An 18209-nucleotide genomic window follows, 5' to 3' on the forward strand; every position below is an offset into this window, starting at 1 on the left:
GCATTGCCAGATAGGAAAAGACTCCGGACCGGAGAAAAAGGCTCCGGAGTCTTTTTTCCCGTGGCAAATATAGCTGCAAAAGAAAAGGAGGCATATCCCTCATGAGAAAAAAGTATATCTGTATTCTGGTGGCAGTCATAGGAGTTTGCAGCCTTTCCGGATGCTCTTCTTCTGCAAAGAAAACAGAAGAAGAGCAGGTAACGATCGGTGTTGTTACAAAATCTAAAAGCAGTGAATATTGGTTGTCTGTCTGCGACGGAATGAAAGATGCAGCAGAAAAATATCATGCAGATGTGGTGATTCTGTCCCCGGATTCCGAAACAGAAGAAGAGGTTCAGAAAAATATGATCCGGGATCTTCTGAAAACCGATATCCAGGCGATGGCAGTTTCTCCTATAGATTCCTATGAATGCGAAGATTATTTAAATTTCGCAAGAGAAAAGGGGATTTCTGTATATGCCTGTGATACTCCCATAGAGGATTCAGAAATCCCTTATATTGGAATTGACAATGAAAAACTAGGCTATGAGCTGGGCGAGCAGCTTGCAAAGGCTCTGGATCATAAAGGAAAGATTGGCGTGATCGCCGGTGATTTTAAGCAGGCTGGACACCGGATGCGTGTTGCCGGATTTGAAAAATATATGGAAAAAGAGCCTGGGATCATCATTGAAATGGTTCGGAACGGATACAGCAATATGCGGGTTTCCCAGAAGGATGTGGATGAGATCCTAGTGAAGTATCCGGATCTTAACGGAATCATGACCACAAGTGCAGTGACGGCCCTGGGACTTTCAGAGGCAACTGAAGGACGGGAGATTTCTATTGTTTCCGTAGATGCTCAGGAAGATGCCTTGAAAGCGGTTCAGGATGGGCGTATCGTGGCGCTTGGCGCGCAGTCCGGTTATCAGATCGGTTATGAAACCATCCGGTATATTGTGAAGGATCTGGAGGGAGAGGGAACAGGAGAAAATGAGATTCTGGATTCCCAGGTGCTTACCGAAGAAAATATTGATACATATATGAAGGATGACGGACATTCTCATCCCTGATACAAGCAGGTTTCCATCCGCTGCTTATTATTTTTTACAATCCGGCAGAGGCATTGACTGATTCGGTAAAAAGTCAGGCTGGTATCCAAAAATAAAACACAAAACATAAAAATAGGACAAAAGAAGGATGTAGAGATATCAGAACCAGAAAAACTTTGGTACAGATTTAACAGTCAGGTAAAAATAATACCGAAAAAACTAAAATTTCTCATACTATGATAATCCCGTATTTTCGATAAAATAGAATCATCAAAAGGAAAGCGAAAATAAAAAAACGAAAAGAAATGAAAGGGCGGGATAATAAGATGGAGAAGAAAAAACTTTCGGTATCAACAGGGCTGTGTTATGCTGGAGGAGATGTAGGATGCAATATCGTGTTCGGAATGATCGGAACACTGCTGACGCTGTTTTACACAGATTATGTAGGGATAAGCGCAGCAACAGTAGGACTGGTAATGTTACTTTCCAGATGCTTTGATGGATTTTCCGATCTGGTCATGGGTGTCATTGTAGAGAGGACCAATTCCAAATGGGGAAAATCAAGACCCTGGCTTCTGTGGATGAGCATTCCATTTGCGCTGTCAGCAGTACTGCTTTTCACAGTGCCGCGTACAACAGGGATGCTTCAGTTTCTGTATCTCTTTGTAACCTATAACTTCTGTACGACCATATGCTATACAGCGATCAATCTTCCATATGGAAGCCTTTCTTCAATGATGATCCGCGAATCATCAGAGAGAGATAAACTCAGTGTATTGAGAATGGGACTGTCACCTATCGGAAAGATCGTTGCAGCAACCTGTACACTGCCGCTTGTAAAGCTTCTTGGAAATGATCAGGCTGCATGGATCAAGGTTATGAGTGTATGGGCAGTGCTTGCACTTGCACTTCTGCTTCTCTGCTTCTTCAGATGTGAGGAAAAGGTTCAGATCGAAGCAAGAAAGAAAGATGAGAAGCTTCCGATTCCGACAATGCTGAAGGCACTTTTTGCAAATCAGTATTTCTGGGCAGTAATGCTTCTGTGGACAGTACAGAGTGTATCCTTTACGATCACAGGAACCATTCTTCCGTACTACTGCAAATATATTTTCAACAATGATACATGGATGTACAGCGCACTGTTCCTTACAGAAACCCTGGTTCTGGTAGTGGGAATCTTCATCTGCTCACCGTTGATCAAGAAATTCGGAAAAAGAAATATCGCATTTGTCGGTGGATTTGTTGCACTTGGCGGCCAGATTCTGTTTTTCCTGAATCCATACAGCTTCGGCTTCATAGTTATGAGCTGTGTCACACGTGCCATCGGACTTGCTCCACTGAACGCAGTTGTATTCAGTATGGTTGGTGATGTAGTAGAGTTCGGACAGTGGAAAAACCATATCCGTCAGGAAAGTCTGATCTTTGCAGGCGGTTCCATCGGAACAAAAGTTGGCGCAGGTCTTGCCTCCGCAGTGATCACAGGTCTTTTAAGCAGTTCCGGATATGTAAGCTCATCTGCAGGAATAACTGCACAGCCGGAAACAGCACTGGAGATGATCGTTTCTCTTTATAAATTTGGACCGATCCTCATTGCAGCAGTGATCATTGTAACGCTTTTCGGATATAAGCTTGACAAAATGTATCCGGCGATCATGCAGGAGCTTACCGAGCGCGAGGCACACGGACAGTTATAAATATTTTATTGTAAAACATATATTCAACCGCAAACAGGAAATCAGGCAGGGGTAGGATACTCCTGCTGTTTCCTGCGTTTATGGGCATATAGCATAGAGAGGCGTATATCCGCTTTACGGAAGGGAGGAGTTCTATGTTAAAAAGTATCCGGGCAAAGATATTACTGGCGATCCTGACAGTAACCATGTTTACTGCCTGTTCTCTTACGGTGGTATTTTATTTTCGGGCAGCAGGGATGATCGAAGAAAATTATTCAGGTATCCTGTATGGACGGATGCAGCAGACTATAAAAGATCTGGACGAATCCCTGAAAGAGATTTATTATGTGAATACGAGAACTGCCTGGGATACAGATATACGAAATAATGCGAAGGACTACAGCTGTACAGAAAATGAAAACAGCCTGGAAAATATGGCCGGGCTTCTCCGGGAACACAGTCGGGAATATAAAGATATCAACTCCCTTTACTTTGTCTTTCCAGACAAAAAAATGGCTGTGACTTCTGAGGAATTTCCGGTAAACAAGCAGGGGATTTCAGGAGAACATATCGAGGAATTGGAAAAAATACAGGAACTGGATTCCTTTCCGGTTCTTGTGGAATCTCCGATCCATGAAGGCGGCAGCTTTCTTTCTGTGATCCAGAAGGTAGAGGATGATAACGGAGAGATTCTGGGGTATGTTGTCGCAGATATCAGGGAACGGGCAATTTATTACGAATATCTGGAAGCTGTCAATGATGAAAAGATCACCAGAATAGTTCTGGTAGACAGAAATGATGAAATCGTGACATCCGGAGACTACAGTGACATTGGAAAAACATTTCCGGAGATTACAGACCAGGATGTTCCAAATATGGAAGGCTATGCAGAAAAAAACGGTGTGATCTCTTTTTTCAGCAGAGGTAGCTTTTCAGACTGCGGCTTATATCTGGAGGTACCGAAAAAAGAAGTTTTAAGCGGACTTTCCCGGATGCGGCTCTTTCTGATCGGAATATTTGGTGCAGTTTTTGTGGCAGCTGTGCTGCTGGCACTGTGGCTCTCCAGAGTAGTCTGCGGACCGCTCAGATCTATGACTGGCACGGTTGAGAAGGTTGGTGAGGGAGATCTGAGCCTCCGTACAGAAGTGACTACTGCTGATGAGATCGGAACCCTCGGAAAAGAATTCAACCACATGCTGGATTATATTGAAGCTCTGATCGCCCAGGTGATCGAAGAGGAACAGCAGAAAAAAGATGCAGAGCTGGAAGCACTGCAGTATCAGATCACACCGCATTTTATGTATAATACATTGAACTCCATCAAATTTGCGGCATTTCTGAAAGGGGAAAAAGAGCTGGCGGGGCTTATTGGAGATTTCGTGGAGCTTCTGCAGGCCAGTATCAACAAAAAGGGAAGCTTCCTTTCTGTTGCCGATGAGATCCATATATTGAAAAATTATATCCATCTGCAGGATTTTCGCTATCAGGGAAGCTTTCAGGTGAAATATGAGATCTCTGAGGAAGCATACCGGTGCTATATTCCGAGACTGATCCTTCAGCCGCTTGTGGAGAATGCTCTTCTTCACGGGATCGACATCAAACGGCAAACAGGAAAAATCTGGATCAGCGGAAACGTAAGTGAAGGAAAGCTGATCCTCATAGTAAAGGATAACGGCAGAGGAATGACAAAAGAGCAGATCCGAGATCTTTTTAACAGTCATGCAAAAAAAACAAACGGACTTTCCGCAGTGGGGATTCCAAATGTAAAAGAACGCCTGGAGCTTTATTACGGGACACAGGGAGGAATGGAATACGTAAGCAGTGGAAACGGTACAGAGGTCACGGTATTTCTGCCTGCGATCTATGATATGCCTGAAGAAGGGAGAAAAAATTAATGTACAGAACACTGGTGGCAGATGATGATTTTCTTGTAAGGAGCTATCTCAAAACCCTGGATTCCTGGGAAAGAGCAGGATATGAGATCGTGGATGATGCAGAAGACGGGGAGGAAGCTTATGGATTCCTTCAGAAAGAAAAAATCGATGTTCTTGTGACGGATCTTACCATGCCTGTGATGGATGGAATTGAGCTGATCAGAAAGATCCGTGAGGAAAACAGGGATATCTATATTATCGTGCTCAGCTGTCATGATGATTTTGAATATGTAAAAGAGGCCATGCGCCTTGGGGCGGATGAATATGTATTAAAGAACAGTTTGGACGAGGATAGTCTTTATGATACTCTGGAAAAATCAGCCCGGCTGATCGAGAAGCGCAGAGAAAAAAGTCAGGAACAGGCACGGACGAGAAAGCTGATCCATCTGGGAAGTCACGCTCTGAAGTATTATTTTTTTAACGGACTGATCTCGGGGATGCTGAAAAATCAGGCACGTGAGGAAAAGCGTGTGGAAGCAGGAATCGCCGGGAAATATTTTAACAGTGCTGTGATCTGTATGTTTATGGAGAACTGGGCAGAGAGGGAAAGACAATGGACGCCGCTGGAAGTGGAACAGTATTCCCATCATTTCCGTCACAGACTGCTGGAACGTACGGAGGAGCTTCTTGGGACAGAAAGTGAATTTGCGGAAGTGGTCTATCTTGGCGCAGGGATTTTTTGCTGTTTTCTTGATCTTTCCGGAGACTGCAGGACATCGGCTATGCAGCAGAGACTGACTGAGGCAGCAGCGATCTGCTACCGGCACTGTCAGGAGGATCTTTGTGATTTTGGTATCAGTGTCAGCAGTGTCTGCATGGGAGAGGATGGGATCCGCCAGGCTTATCAGCAGGCCAGAGAAATGATGAAACTGCATTTTTATGAGAAAAAAGAGATCCTTTATTTTGAAGGGCGGAAGAAAGCGGACAGTGTTCTGCCGGAAAGTGCTGAGAAGCTGGAAGGGCAGATTTCCAGGCTGAAGGCAGGGAAAGACCGAAAAAAAGCGGAGGAGCTTTGGACACAGGTTCTCGCTGACTGTCAGGATTGCTATACCGATGGAAGACTTCTGGTACAGTGGCTTAAGAAATTGAATCAGACAGCCGGAATTGAGAAAGAGCCCATCTGGTATGGAGATATCGAAAGCTTTGAGAAATTCAGGGAAAAGGGCAGTGCCTGTATTTCACAGCTTTTTGTGGGGGAAGAGGATGCTGTTCCGGAGGGAATCTCTGCTGCTGTGAAAAAAGCACTGGAGTTTATCCGGGAACATTATGAAGCGCCGATCAGCCTTCAGGATGCAGCAGATGCGGCGGAGGTAAATCCTGCTTATCTCAGTTATCTTTTCAAACAGGAGATGAAGATCGGTTTTTCCAATTATGTGCAGGAGCTTCGGATCGACTGTGCAAAGAAGCTTCTTTCAGAAACAAACTGTAAAGTGAAGGATGTGGCATTGCGTTCCGGTTTTGGAGATTATCATTATTTTTCCAAGACATTTAAGAAGTTTACGGGCTTAAGTCCTGCGGAATACAGAAAAGAATCCGGATTATCATAGAAAGAGGTGCTTAGTATGGGAGTTACTATAAGGCAGATCGCGGAAGCTGCCGGTGTTTCCAGAGGTACTGTTGACAGAGCGTTAAATAACAGGGGCAGGATCCGTCCGGAGGTTGCTGAGAGGATCCGTGCCATCGCTGATGAGATGGGGTATAAGCCGAATCAACTGGGCCGTGCTCTATCCATGAGCAGAAATAATATTAAGATCGGCGTGATCCTGCAGGGTGCGGAAACACCTTTTATGAAAGAAGTTCTGAAGGGGATACAGGAGGCGTGCGCTGAGGTGGATAATCTTGGTGGTACAGTCCTGGTCCATAAGATCGAGCATCAGAATGCGGAGGATGTTATTCTCGCCATGGAGAAGATGCGGATGGAAGAGGTTAGTGGTATTGCCATGGTTCCTTTGGATGAGGAACGTGTGAAAAGGGAAATTGACCGGTTTGTGGAGGAATTTCGGATCCCGGTGGTGACGTTTACTTCGGATGTGGAGGATACGAAACGGCTTTGCTTTGTAGGGCAGAACGGTGTGCAGTGTGGCCGTGCGGCTGCGGGGCTTATGGGGGAGCTGACCGGTGGAAAAGGAAAGGTTGCTGTGATTTCCGGCTATAGTACCAATACTTCTCTGAGCAGCAGGGTGGTTGGATTCCGTGAGGAAATTGCGCGGAAGTATCCTGGGATTGAGATCATTGGGCCGGAGTATTGCTTTGAGGAGAATGGCAGGGCCAGGGAGATTACGGAAGGGATATTTAAGGATGTTCCGGATCTTGACGGGATATATCTTACTTCTCATGGTGAGGAGGGGGTGTGTGAGGCAATCGCCGGAGCGGGGAAAGCTGGTCAGGTGAAGATGGTTGCCAATGATTTTATGGGGCGGAATTATGAGCTGATGAGGGAAGGATTTATTCATTTTCTGATCGGGCAGGATGCCAGGATACAGGGGTATGAGCCGGTGATGATTTTGTTCCGGCTGCTGTTTAATGGGGAAGCGCCGGAGAGGGCGAAGATTTTTACGGAAATATATATAAGGAATGAGTATACGATTCCGGAGGGGAGACACTGAAGTGGGGTGTCTCCTTTTTTTGTGCGGAGGGACGCCGCGGAAGGGGATGCTGTCTGGTCTGCGGCTTCGTCGGGGGCTGGCTTCTAGGACGCCGGAAATCTGCTAAAAGCGTTTTTCAAAAGTCCGAACTCGCGGCCTGCTGCCGCTCAGACAGCGGACTTTTGAAAAACAACGCAGATTCCCGCCGTCCAAGAATCAGCTCCCCTCCTGCAGAAGCAGAGCCAGACAGCATCCCCTTCCGCGGCTGGTGCTTCCAGCGAGAAAAAATGTCGTTTGACGATAGGTTGTGGGTCGTCAGCGCTGCGCTGGACGACTGCAAGGGCTGAGTTTGCGCCTGTTTGCAGGGAGAGTTTGGGCATCGGCGCTGCGCTGGATGCTGGAAGGGGTGTGGCATCGGCGCTGTGCTGGATGTTTGAAGGGATGTGAGCTGTGATGCTGCGCTGGATGCTTGAGGGGATGTAAGCTGTGATGCTGTGCTGGATGCTTGAGGGGATGTGAGCTGTGATGCTGTGCTGGATGCTTAGAGGGTGGTGGGGTGTGAGAGATTTGGGGTGATTGTATGGGAATGTGTTGGAGATGTTTTCGGTGAAGTTGACCTAAAAATATTACATATTGTGGCTAAAAATAGTTCTCGTCATTTTTAATAGAAAAAAGATGGTAATATTGTACAATATTAGGGGTTGCGATTTGTGTGTTGCGATGATATTATATTAAGCATAAAGAGCGTGTTCGGACACGCAAGGAGATTACATTGGGAAAATAAATCAAAAGGAGATCAAAACTATGATTAAAGTTGGTATTATCGGAGCAGGTAGAATTGGTAGAGTTCATATTACCAGTATCACAACAAGGGTGCCGGATGCGGTGATCAAGACGGTTGCAGATCCTTTCTTAAATGATGAGACTGCTGCATGGGCTAAGAGCATGGGTGTTGAGCACACGACTAAGGATTATAAGGAGATCATCAACGACCCTGAGATTTCCGCAGTTCTGATCTGTTCTTCTACAGATACTCATTCTCCGATTTCTGTAGAGGCTATCAAGGCTGGCAAGCATGTTTTCTGTGAGAAACCGATCGATCATGACATTGCCAAGATCAAAGAGGTTATCGATGCTCTTGAGGGCACAAATCTGAAATATCAGGTTGGTTTTAACAGAAGATTCGACCATAACTTTGAGTCTCTTCAGCAGGCTGTTGCAGCTGGTAAGGTTGGTAAACCGGAGATCATCAAGATCACTTCCCGCGATCCTGAGCCGCCTAGCATTGATTATGTTAAGGTTTCCGGTGGCATGTTCCTGGATATGACAATTCATGATTTCGATATGGTTCGTTATCTTGCAGGCTGCGATGCTACAGAGGTTTATGTTCAGAGCGCAAATCTGGTTGATCCGGCTATTGGTGAGGCTGGGGATGTTGATACAGCTGTTATCACTCTTCAGATGGAGAATGGTGCTATTGCTGTTATCGATAACTGCAGAAGAGCTTCCTATGGCTATGATCAGAGAGCTGAGGTTTTCGGTTCTGATGGTATGGCTGCTATTTCCAATGACAGCCAGTCTTCCACAGTGATCAGCAATGCTGAGGGTGTTACAGGTGAGAAGCCGATGTTCTTCTTCCTTGAGAGATACATGGATGCTTATGGTAAAGAGGTTGCAGCATTTATTGATGCGATCGTTAATGACAAAGAGACACCTCTTAATGTTTATGATGGTCTGAAACCGGTATTAATGGGTCTTGCAGCTAAGAAATCCAGTGAGGAGCACAGACCGGTTAAGATTTCTGAGATTATGGAATAATTCAAATAAAAAGGAGAATTGACCAATGTTTGATAAGAATAAAGTAAAGCTTGGTATTGCACCAATTGCATGGACAAATGATGATATGCCGGATCTTGGCAAAGAGAATACTTTTGAGCAGTGCGTCAGTGAGATGGCTCTTGCCGGTTTCACAGGCTCCGAGGTGGGTAACAAGTATCCGAAGGATCCTGAGGTTCTTAAGAAGGCTCTTGAACTTCGTGGTGTTGAGATCTGTAACCAGTGGTTCTCAAGCTTCCTGATCACCAAACCGTTTGAGGAGGTTGAGAAGGAGTTCCGTGCACAGCTTACTTTCCTGAAAGCTATGGGTGCGAAAGTGATTGGCGCATCTGAGCAGAGCCACAGTGTTCAGGGCCAGATGGATACTCCGGTTTTCGGACATAAATATGAGATGAATGACGAAGAGTGGGATACCTTCTGCACAGGCATGAACAAACTTGGTAAGATCGCAAAAGAGGAGTATGGTATTGCTCTTACTTTCCATCATCATATGGGTACTGTTGTACAGAGCCTTGCTGAGGTTGACCGTATGATGGAGAATACAGATCCTGAATATGTAAGTCTTCTTTTTGATACCGGTCACTTTACATACTGTGGAGAGGATCCTCTTGAGGTTGTAAAGAAATATGTTCACAGGATCAAACATGTTCATCTGAAGGATATCCGTCCGGAAGTTGTTGAGCAGGTTAAGAAAGAAAACATGAGCTTCCTTGCAGGCGTAAGAGCCGGTGCCTTCACGATTCCGGGAGATGGATGCATCAACTATGATCCGATCTTCAAGGTTCTCGAGGATGCAGGCTACGAAGGATATATGGTTGTTGAGGCTGAGCAGGATCCGGCTAAGGCTAATCCGCTTGAGTATGCGATCCGTGCAAGAAAATTCATTGCTGAGAAGACAGGCTTATAATTACGACAGGGAAATAGGTGCATGCTGATGTACAGTTAAGCGGAATAAAGATGTCCGCTTTGCATAGAAAAAGCGGTATCAGCCAGTAGTGCTTTGACACCGCTTTTTTCTGTAAGATGCAAACAGTGTACGATAAACAGGACAGGAGGGCCAAATCATGGCACTTGTGAAAATGAAAGATCTGCTGAGACGTGCCGAAGAGAAAAATATTGGCTGCGGTGCTTTCAGTGTTGGTAATATGGAAATGGTAAGAGGTGCGATCCGTGCAGCAGAAGAACTGGATACTCCGATCATCCTTCAGATCGCGGAGGTGCGTTTGAAAAATTCTCCGCTTCACCTGATGGGACCGATGATGGTACAGGCTGCAAAGGAGGCTAAGGTGGATGTGGCTGTCCATCTGGATCATGGTCTTACTTTTGAGACGGTTGACAAGGCTCTGGAGCTTGGCTTTACATCGGTTATGCTGGATGCTTCTACGCTTCCTTTTGAAGAAAACATCGCCAGAGTAAAGGCCGTTGTGGAGAAAGCACGTAAATACGGCGCTACAGTTGAGGCTGAGCTGGGACTTGTGGGCGGAAGTGAGGATGGAAGTTGTGACTACGGTATCCGCTGCACAGATCCGGATGATGCGGTCGTTTACGCAAGAGAGACAGGTATTGATGCGCTTGCAGTTGCCATCGGGAATGCCCATGGTAATTATCCGGTAGCGCCGACGCTTGCTTTTGATGTATTGGAGAAGATCCATGAGAAAGTGGATATTCCGCTGGTTCTTCATGGCGGCAGTGGCATCACCGATAAAGATTTCCAGAAGGCGATCTCTCTTGGCATCCGTAAGGTGAATATTGCCACAGCAAGCTTTAACAGCCTGACAGCTCATGTGGAGAAATATATGGAATCAACAGACAAGCATAATTTCTTTGACCTCAATGAGGCTATGGTCCAGGGTACTTACGAGAATGTGAAGAAACATATTCTTGTATTTAATGAGCCATATCAGGAGTAGGCCAAGGATTTTCTTGTAAAAAAAGAAAAGGTCTGATAAGATGTTCTCAGTGAAAATAACTGGGAACATCTTTTTTGTGCCCATAAAAGAGGAGAGATAAAAATGGAACAGAAAGAGAATGTCTGTTCAGTTGCGAAGAAATGCGGCGGTTGCCGTTATCAGGGTGTATCCTACCAGGAGCAGCTTCGCAGGAAACAGAGAATTACAGAAGGCCTTCTGAAAAAATTCGGAAAAGTAGAGCCGATCATTGGAATGGAAGATCCCTATTATTACAGAAACAAAGTTCATGCAGCTTTTGGCCGTGACCGGAAGGGAAACGTAATTTCCGGGATTTATGAGGAGAAGAGTCATAGGATCGTTTCCGTAGATGACTGTATGATCGAAGATAAAAAAAGTCAGGAGATCATCCGTACCATACGTGGTATGCTGAAATCCTTTAAGATCAAGACCTATGATGAGGATACAGGATATGGACTTCTCCGCCATGTGCTTGTGCGGAGAGGCTTTTCCACAGGAGAGATCATGGTGGTATTAGTTACGGTTTCTCCAATATTTCCATCTAAGAATAACTTTGTAAAAGCTCTCCGTAAAGAGCATCCGGAGATCACTACGGTGGTTCTCAATGTCAATGACAGACAGACAAGCATGGTACTTGGAGACCGCAATATCGTACTTTACGGACCGGGATTCATCAAAGATCGACTTATGGGACTGACCTTCCGTATTTCTCCATCTTCTTTTTATCAGGTAAATCCTGTGCAGACAGAAGTACTTTACGGAAAGGCTATGGAGTTTGCGGCAATGACAGGAAAAGAGAGGGTGATCGATGCTTACTGCGGCACAGGTACTATCGGGATCATCGCTTCCGGGAATGCCAGGGATGTCATTGGTGTAGAACTGAACCGTGATGCTATCCGTGATGCCAGAATGAATGCCAGGGAAAACAAGATCCGTAATGTTCGTTTTGTTCCGGGAGATGCAGGATGGTTTATGGAAGGAATGGCAGCAGAGGGAGAGAAGGTGGAGGTTGTTCTCATGGATCCGCCACGTTCCGGAAGTGACCGTAAATTCCTTCACTCCCTTTTGACTCTTTCACCGGAAAAAATTGTTTATGTATCCTGCAACCCGGAAACCCTGGCAAGAGATCTTGCCTGCCTTACTAAGAGAGATTACCTGGTAAAGAAGATGCAGCCGGTTGATATGTTCCCGCTCACCGATTCAGTGGAGGTTGTTTGCCTTCTGGAGAATCGTAGGACCAGACCGGGAAGAGCTTAGATTTTTGGCAGCTCACAGTGATATGCGATGCCAAGGGGCGTAACAAGAAGCGGATGGACCGGACGGTATACCGGAAGCTTCAGCCTCTTTTCAAAAACGGTAGTAAATTCCTTAAACATGGAAGAACCGCCAACTACATAAACAGCCGGAACCTGATAGCCCTTTAGAAATTTCTCGGTGATCACAGCCATTTTTTCTACAGTGGCCTTGATCACAGGGAAAATTTCGTCTTCTTTTTCCGGAGTAGTTTTCAATACTTCGGCTTCCTCATAAGGGATCTTATAGTGACCGGCGACTGTCATGGTCATATGGCTGCCGCCAGTAGCCTCATCATCGGTGTAGATAACTTTTCCGTCTTTCAGGATGCTGATACCGGTTGTGCCGCCACCCACATCCACAACAGCACCGTCTGTGATCTTAAGGACAGCAGCTGCGGCAGTAGGCTCGTCCACGATATTTGTAACCTCGAAACCGGCACCCTCCAGAACATAGCCGATGCTTTTGACACTGCCTTCAGAAACTCCCGGAGGGATGGCAGCAGCACCGTAAGTAAGTTCTGTGCCAAGCCTTTCCTCCAGCTCATTTTTAAGCTTTGTCACAAGCTGGACAGATTCATAGTAATTGACGATCACTCCATCCTGGATCGCATGGGATGGTGCGGAAATTCCGGCTATGGGACGGTTATTCCGGTCGACAACGGCAAGAACGGTATTGGCAGTACCAAGGTCGATACCTGTCTTCAGACGACCGCGGAATTTTTTACATTCACCTGTTTCTACAAGTTCTGCAAAATTGGACAAAGTTCTGTTTTTTAATTCCATTCAAAATACTCCATTTCTTTCAGACAGGGACAAAAAGAATTTTGCCCCTGATATAAATTCTAATAATTGCGGCCGGTAAAGATGGCAACGGATCTGGGCCGCATGCAGAAATCGTGTTCAATGCGTGGCTCCTGGCCTTTTTCGTAGAAATAACGGCCATTTCCGTCACCGAACGTGTTGACACAGAGATACCATGCACCGGGACGGGCAAGCTCCGGAAGTGTGACCGTTACGTCCTCCCAGTATGCGTTGATCACAATGTAGATCAGGTCATCAGTGCCTTTGCTCTTATCATAGCCTGCAAAGCTTACAGCGAAGGTGTGGGCATCTCTTGGAATGGTCACATCCCTTGCGTCAATGTTATGAGTGTGGATATTTTCCATACCGCATACTGCGTTGGGAAGCTTCCGGGAGATAACAGGGTGGTCTTTACGGAACCGGATCATAAATTTGAAAAATTCAAAAAGATCGTGATTTTTCTCCAGAAGCTTCCAGTTGATCCATGAGGTTTCGTTATCCTGACAGTAGGTATTGTTATTTCCGTGTTTTGTGTTTCCGAATTCATCACCTGCAAGGAACATCGGGGTTCCGCGGCTGGACATCAGTACAGCACAGGCATTTCGTATCATGCGGAAGCGGAGGGAGAGCACTTCGGGGTTGGTGGAATCGCCCTCTTCTCCACAGTTCCAGCTGCGGTTATCGTTGGAACCGTCGGTGTTATTCCAGCCGTTTGCTTCGTTGTGTTTTTCATTGTAGGAATAAAGATCATACATGGTGAAGCCATCGTGGCAGGTAAGGAAATTGACACAGGAATTGTATCCTGCATAATTGTCATTATGATCAGAATAAAAGCCTCCGTACAGATCACCGGAACCGGAAATACTCCATGCAGCGTCCCAGGCATTCCAGAAATCTCCCTTCAGGAAGGAACGGAGGCAGTCACGGTAACGGCCATTCCATTCAGCCCATCTGCGGCTGGCAGGGAAAGAACCAACCTGATACAGCCCGCCGGCATCCCAGGCTTCTGCGATCAGTTTGACATTTCTAAGGACCGGATCGTAAGCGAGAAGCTCCAGAAGGGGCGGATTGTTAAGTGGAGAACCGTCCTCATGGCGTCCGAGAATGCTGGCAAGATCGAAGCGGAAGCCGTCCACACGGTAGTTGATGGTCCAGTAACGTAAGCATTCAAGGATCATCTGACGTACAATGGGATGGTTACAGTTCAGCGTATTTCCACATCCGCTAAAATTGTAGTAATTTCCCTCTGGAGTCAGCATATAATAAACCTTATTGTCAAAGCCCTTAAAGCAGAAGGTTTTTCCCAGCTCGTTTCCTTCGGCGGTATGATTGAATACAACATCAAGAATTACTTCGATGCCATTTTCGTGGAGCTCACGGATCAGCTCTTTCAGCTCAGTTCCCTCACAGTTATGCTCCGGCTTGGAAGCATAGCTGGTGTTTGGAGAAAAGAAGTTGACAGAATTGTATCCCCAGTATTCCAGAAGCCGTTTGCCATTTACAGTACGGGCATTCATATTCTCGTCGAACTCGAAGATCGGCATCAGCTCTACGGCGTTGATCCCCAGTTCCTTGAGATAAGGGATCTTTTCACGAAGACCGGCAAAGGTTCCCGGGTGCATAACACCGGAAGAAGAATCCTGTGTAAAGCCGCGGACGTGAAGCTCATAGATGATCAGGTCACTGATCTTACGGGTGGACTGCGGCATGTCTTCCCAGTCAAAGGAATCACGTACCACACGGGCATGATAGCTTCCGATCTTTTGCTGGCCCCATTCACGCTGACCGGCAACGGCTTTGGCATAAGGATCAAGAAGAACATTTGTCTTATCGAAGATGTGACCCTTTTCCGGTTCGTAAGGACCGTCAATGCGGTAGCCGTACTCCAGATCTTCGATGTCCAGTCCCATGACGATCATGGAGTAGACATCACCGATACGACAGGCATTGGGAAAAGGAAGGACTGCGAAGGGTTCCTCTTCTCCGGAGTGGAAAAGAAGAAGCTCGCAGGATGTACCGTGGCGGGTATGTGCGGTAAAGTTGACTCCGTTGGAAAGAGGAGTAGCGCCATTTAATTCAAAAAAACCGGGACGTACAGGAAATCCCGCAATAATATCTGTGGGCCGGGATGTCAGTGTATTCTCAGAGAGCATAGTCTGATTCTGTGTTTTCATTTCCGGTATCCTCCTTGGTGAAAATTTTTTTACAAACAAAAATATTATAACTGATTTTCAGAAAAAAGTACAGGCTGGGAACCTATGAAGTTCACGGGAGTTGACAGAGATTGCAGAAATGTGATAAAAACCTGTACAGAGATGAGGTGAAAAAGTGGAAGAAAAAAGAAGAGAAGAATGGATGGCCATTTTAAGACAAAGCCGGCTCTGCAGAAACCTGGAAGAAAAAGAACTCCTAAACCTCATGGAGCAGGAAGGAACGGTGCGGACTTATTCCAGAGGGGAGCGGATCTTTCAGGAAACAGACCGGCCGGATTCGGTTTATATGCTTCTTAACGGAAGTGTGATCATCGCAAAAGAGACGTTTTCCGGAAAAAGGATCCTTCTGGCGCAGCTGGAAGATCCAGGGGCTCTGTTCGGGGAGGTTTATGCCTTTATGGAGAAAGCTTCCTATGACATGTATGTGGAAGCGCTGACGCAGGTTTCCGTTCTGATCATGAGCAGCCGGATCTTTACAGACAGGGAAGAAAATAGTTTAAGCCGGAAACTTCGGGAAAATCTTCTTGAGGTTTTTGCCGGGAAGGCTTACAATATGAACCGGAAGCTTCGGATCCTTGGAAGTGGCAGTCTCCGGGAGCGGATCGTCCGTTTCCTTGTAGAATGCCAGGACAGTGAAGGACAGATCCACATGAATCTTTCCAGAGAAGAGATGGCGGATTATTTAAACATTACCAGGCCGTCTCTTTCCAGAGAACTGGGAAAGATGCAGGAAGAAGGAATCCTGGAACTTGACAGGCGTCAGATCCTTGTGAAAGATCAGGAAAAAATGGAGTTATATCTGTAAGGTAACATATGTTACCGAAGAATCTCCGGGATTTTTGTATGATGTCAGTGAAAACAAAAAAACATTTGCAGAAATATAAAAATCAGGGAGAGATGATATCATGATAAGAAAGATCGTACACATTGAGGAAGAGAAATGCAACGGCTGTGGTGCCTGTGCAGCTGCCTGCCACGAAGGAGCTATTGCCATGATAGACGGCAAGGCAAAACTGATCCGGGATGATTACTGTGACGGACTGGGAGACTGTCTTCCGGCCTGCCCTGCCGATGCGATCCGTATTATAGAGCGGGAAGCCGCAGATTATGACGCGGAGGCAGTGGAAAAAAGAATGAAGCTTAAGAAAACAGAGGCCTCGATGCCAGCAGGGAAGCCACACGTGTGCCCCGGAAGTATGGCAAGAAGCCTTAATAAAAAGCAGGAACCGCCGGTGCAGGCAGAGCAGAAAAAAGTTCCCCAAAATGCAGGGGAACAGACAAGCCGCCTTGCCCAGTGGCCCGTACAGATCAAACTGGTTCCTGTCAATGCACCATATTTTGAAAATGCACAGCTTCTGATCGCGGCAGACTGTACTGCCTACGCTTATGCAGGTTTTCATGAGAAATTCATGAAAGATCATGTGACGCTGATCGGATGCCCCAAACTGGATGAGGGAGATTATGCAGATAAGCTTGCAGAGATCATAGGAAATAATTCCATCCGGAGTATCCGTATCGTCCGCATGGAAGTTCCCTGCTGCGGAGGCATCGAGAATGCAGTGATCCGTGCCATGGAGCGAAGCGGAAAGATGATCCCATGGCAGGTAGTGACCATTGCCTGTGACGGCACGATCAGGGAGGAGCTGTAAGGAAAGGAATAAAAACAGCATGAGTGAAGAAACACTGGAGATTTCTTTTGATGAAATAGAGAAGGAACGGGAAAAATATCTTCTGGTAGATACCCGTGATAAAGTAACTGTGGAATATGGAATGATCCCGGGAGCGATTTCTGTTCCGGAGCAGGAACTGGAAGAACGGGCAGAAGAACTGAAAGGGGATAAGATTCCGGTTCTTTACTGTACCAGAGGACTTTTCAGCCAGGAAGGGGCAGGGATGCTCCGGGAAAAAGGAATTCCCGCACTGAGCCTGAAGGGTGGATATACAGGCTGGCTTTTCCAGCAGATGCGGAAAGAGTCCAATAAAGGGGACAGTGAAGAAGAGGAAAATGAAGCAATGGAACAGCGCCGGAAAGATATCGAGCTGAGTATCCGCAAGAAGTTCCACAAGCAGCTGTTTTCCAGATTCGCCAGAGGAATCAACGACTATGAACTGGTGAAGCCGGGAGACAAGATCGCGGTCTGTATTTCCGGTGGTAAGGATTCCATGCTGATGGCCAAACTGTTCCAGGAGTTGAAACGTCATAACAAGTTTCCTTTTGAATTGGTATTTCTTGTGATGGATCCGGGATATAATGAGGCCAACCGTGCGGTGATCGAACACAACGCCAAGCTTCTCGGAATCCCGATCACAGTATTTGAGACTGAGATTTTTGATGCAGTTTACAATGTGGAAAAATCTCCGTGTTATCTCTGCGCCCGTATGCGGAGAGGATATCTTTACAGCAAGGCAAAAGAACTTGGATGCAACAAGATCGCCCTTGGACATCACTATGATGATGTGATTGAGACCATCCTGATGGGAATGCTTTATGGAGCACAGGTACAGACCATGATGCCGAAACTCCACAGCACAAACTTCGAAGGGATGCAGCTGATCCGCCCTATGTATCTGATCCGGGAGGCAGATATCAAGCACTGGAGAGATTACAATGACCTGCATTTTATCCAGTGTGCCTGCAAGTTTACCGATACCTGTACTACCTGTCGTACAGATGGAACCAGTGTTTCCAAACGAATGGAGATCAAGAATCTTATTGCAGAGCTTAAGAAGGTAAATCCTCATATTGAAAGCAATATTTTCCGAAGTGTGGAAAATGTGAATCTTCATACAGTCATTGCCTATAAGAAAGATGGTGTGAAACATTCCTTCCTGGAAGGGTATGACGACTGAGAGATATAAATAATAAAAGCTGCCACCGGAGTTATGGGCCTGTTTGAGGCTTGCGGTTCCGATGGC

At 46.2% G+C, this 18209-nt stretch carries 14 protein-coding genes; 12 read left to right on the plus strand and 2 right to left on the minus strand.

Features of this window, described 5'->3' with window-relative positions:
• Positions 1-101: 101 nt before the first annotated feature.
• The 9 genes from NE638_RS09015 to rlmD all read left to right on the plus strand — a co-directional run bounded on the left by NE638_RS09015 (position 102) and on the right by rlmD (position 12241).
• Positions 102-1049 (plus strand): substrate-binding domain-containing protein, encoded by a 948-nt coding sequence (locus NE638_RS09015; protein ID WP_173746062.1) that lies wholly within the window; start codon positions 102-104, stop codon positions 1047-1049.
• Between the two features lie 305 nt (positions 1050-1354).
• The gene (locus NE638_RS09020) at positions 1355-2722 is read left to right on the plus strand and encodes an MFS transporter (protein WP_243238986.1); all 1368 of its coding nucleotides are present in this window, start codon (positions 1355-1357) and stop codon (positions 2720-2722) included.
• 134 nt (positions 2723-2856) lie between these two features.
• Positions 2857-4596 (plus strand): cache domain-containing sensor histidine kinase, encoded by a 1740-nt coding sequence (locus NE638_RS09025; RefSeq protein ID WP_173746064.1) that lies wholly within the window; start codon positions 2857-2859, stop codon positions 4594-4596.
• Positions 4596-6182, plus strand: a complete 1587-nt coding sequence (locus tag NE638_RS09030; RefSeq protein ID WP_173746065.1) for a response regulator transcription factor — start codon at positions 4596-4598, stop codon at positions 6180-6182. The genes NE638_RS09025 and NE638_RS09030 overlap by 1 nt, the downstream gene beginning before the upstream one ends.
• A gap of 15 nt (positions 6183-6197) precedes the next feature.
• The gene (locus NE638_RS09035) at positions 6198-7241 is read left to right on the plus strand and encodes a LacI family DNA-binding transcriptional regulator (RefSeq protein WP_015524413.1); all 1044 of its coding nucleotides are present in this window, start codon (positions 6198-6200) and stop codon (positions 7239-7241) included.
• 783 nt (positions 7242-8024) lie between these two features.
• Positions 8025-9038, plus strand: a complete 1014-nt coding sequence (iolG, locus tag NE638_RS09040) for an inositol 2-dehydrogenase (protein WP_015524414.1) — start codon at positions 8025-8027, stop codon at positions 9036-9038.
• A 25-nt stretch (positions 9039-9063) separates the two neighbouring features.
• On the plus strand, positions 9064-9963 hold the full coding sequence (gene iolE / locus NE638_RS09045) for a myo-inosose-2 dehydratase (protein WP_118513334.1): 900 nt from the start codon (positions 9064-9066) through the stop codon (positions 9961-9963).
• A gap of 157 nt (positions 9964-10120) precedes the next feature.
• Positions 10121-10966, plus strand: coding sequence for a class II fructose-bisphosphate aldolase (locus tag NE638_RS09050; RefSeq protein ID WP_173746066.1), 846 nt, complete (start codon positions 10121-10123; stop codon positions 10964-10966).
• Positions 10967-11068: 102 nt separating this feature from the next.
• The gene (gene rlmD / locus NE638_RS09055; protein WP_173746067.1) at positions 11069-12241 is read left to right on the plus strand and encodes a 23S rRNA (uracil(1939)-C(5))-methyltransferase RlmD; all 1173 of its coding nucleotides are present in this window, start codon (positions 11069-11071) and stop codon (positions 12239-12241) included.
• Here rlmD and eutJ read toward each other — a convergent pair.
• On the minus strand, positions 12238-13062 hold the full coding sequence (gene eutJ / locus NE638_RS09060) for an ethanolamine utilization protein EutJ (protein ID WP_015524418.1): 825 nt from the start codon (positions 13060-13062) through the stop codon (positions 12238-12240). The two genes, rlmD and eutJ, sit on opposite strands and share 4 nt — an antisense overlap.
• A gap of 59 nt (positions 13063-13121) precedes the next feature.
• Entirely contained in the window at positions 13122-15254 is a 2133-nt protein-coding gene (locus tag NE638_RS09065) for a glycogen debranching protein (RefSeq protein WP_173723196.1), read from the minus strand.
• Between the two features lie 154 nt (positions 15255-15408).
• On the opposite strand from NE638_RS09065, the gene NE638_RS09070 reads away from it, so the two are divergent.
• From NE638_RS09070 to NE638_RS09080, 3 genes are all read left to right on the plus strand, one after another.
• The gene (locus NE638_RS09070; protein ID WP_021650714.1) at positions 15409-16098 is read left to right on the plus strand and encodes a Crp/Fnr family transcriptional regulator; all 690 of its coding nucleotides are present in this window, start codon (positions 15409-15411) and stop codon (positions 16096-16098) included.
• A 100-nt stretch (positions 16099-16198) separates the two neighbouring features.
• Positions 16199-16942, plus strand: coding sequence for an ATP-binding protein (locus tag NE638_RS09075; RefSeq protein WP_114001748.1), 744 nt, complete (start codon positions 16199-16201; stop codon positions 16940-16942).
• A gap of 19 nt (positions 16943-16961) precedes the next feature.
• Entirely contained in the window at positions 16962-18143 is a 1182-nt protein-coding gene (locus NE638_RS09080; RefSeq protein ID WP_021650711.1) for an ATP-binding protein, read from the plus strand.
• Positions 18144-18209 lie beyond the last annotated feature (66 nt).

Origin of the sequence: Blautia sp. MSK.18.38, from assembly GCF_024460535.1 — a bacterium.
GTDB classification, from domain to species: domain Bacteria; phylum Bacillota; class Clostridia; order Lachnospirales; family Lachnospiraceae; genus Blautia_A; species Blautia_A fusiformis.

What these genes read in the sequence shown, in the direction of transcription:
- NE638_RS09015 (WP_173746062.1), top strand. Translation starts at nt 102, where the DNA reads ATGAGAAAAAAGTATATCTGTATTCTGGTGGCAGTCATAGGAGTTTGC.
- NE638_RS09020 (WP_243238986.1), top strand. Translation starts at nt 1,355, where the DNA reads ATGGAGAAGAAAAAACTTTCGGTATCAACAGGGCTGTGTTATGCTGGA.
- NE638_RS09025 (WP_173746064.1), top strand. Translation starts at nt 2,857, where the DNA reads ATGTTAAAAAGTATCCGGGCAAAGATATTACTGGCGATCCTGACAGTA.
- NE638_RS09030 (WP_173746065.1), top strand. Translation starts at nt 4,596, where the DNA reads ATGTACAGAACACTGGTGGCAGATGATGATTTTCTTGTAAGGAGCTAT.
- NE638_RS09035 (WP_015524413.1), top strand. Translation starts at nt 6,198, where the DNA reads ATGGGAGTTACTATAAGGCAGATCGCGGAAGCTGCCGGTGTTTCCAGA.
- iolG (WP_015524414.1), top strand. Translation starts at nt 8,025, where the DNA reads ATGATTAAAGTTGGTATTATCGGAGCAGGTAGAATTGGTAGAGTTCAT.
- iolE (WP_118513334.1), top strand. Translation starts at nt 9,064, where the DNA reads ATGTTTGATAAGAATAAAGTAAAGCTTGGTATTGCACCAATTGCATGG.
- NE638_RS09050 (WP_173746066.1), top strand. Translation starts at nt 10,121, where the DNA reads ATGGCACTTGTGAAAATGAAAGATCTGCTGAGACGTGCCGAAGAGAAA.
- rlmD (WP_173746067.1), top strand. Translation starts at nt 11,069, where the DNA reads ATGGAACAGAAAGAGAATGTCTGTTCAGTTGCGAAGAAATGCGGCGGT.
- eutJ (WP_015524418.1), bottom strand. Translation starts at nt 13,062, where the DNA reads ATGGAATTAAAAAACAGAACTTTGTCCAATTTTGCAGAACTTGTAGAA.
- NE638_RS09065 (WP_173723196.1), bottom strand. Translation starts at nt 15,254, where the DNA reads ATGAAAACACAGAATCAGACTATGCTCTCTGAGAATACACTGACATCC.
- NE638_RS09075 (WP_114001748.1), top strand. Translation starts at nt 16,199, where the DNA reads ATGATAAGAAAGATCGTACACATTGAGGAAGAGAAATGCAACGGCTGT.
- NE638_RS09080 (WP_021650711.1), top strand. Translation starts at nt 16,962, where the DNA reads ATGAGTGAAGAAACACTGGAGATTTCTTTTGATGAAATAGAGAAGGAA.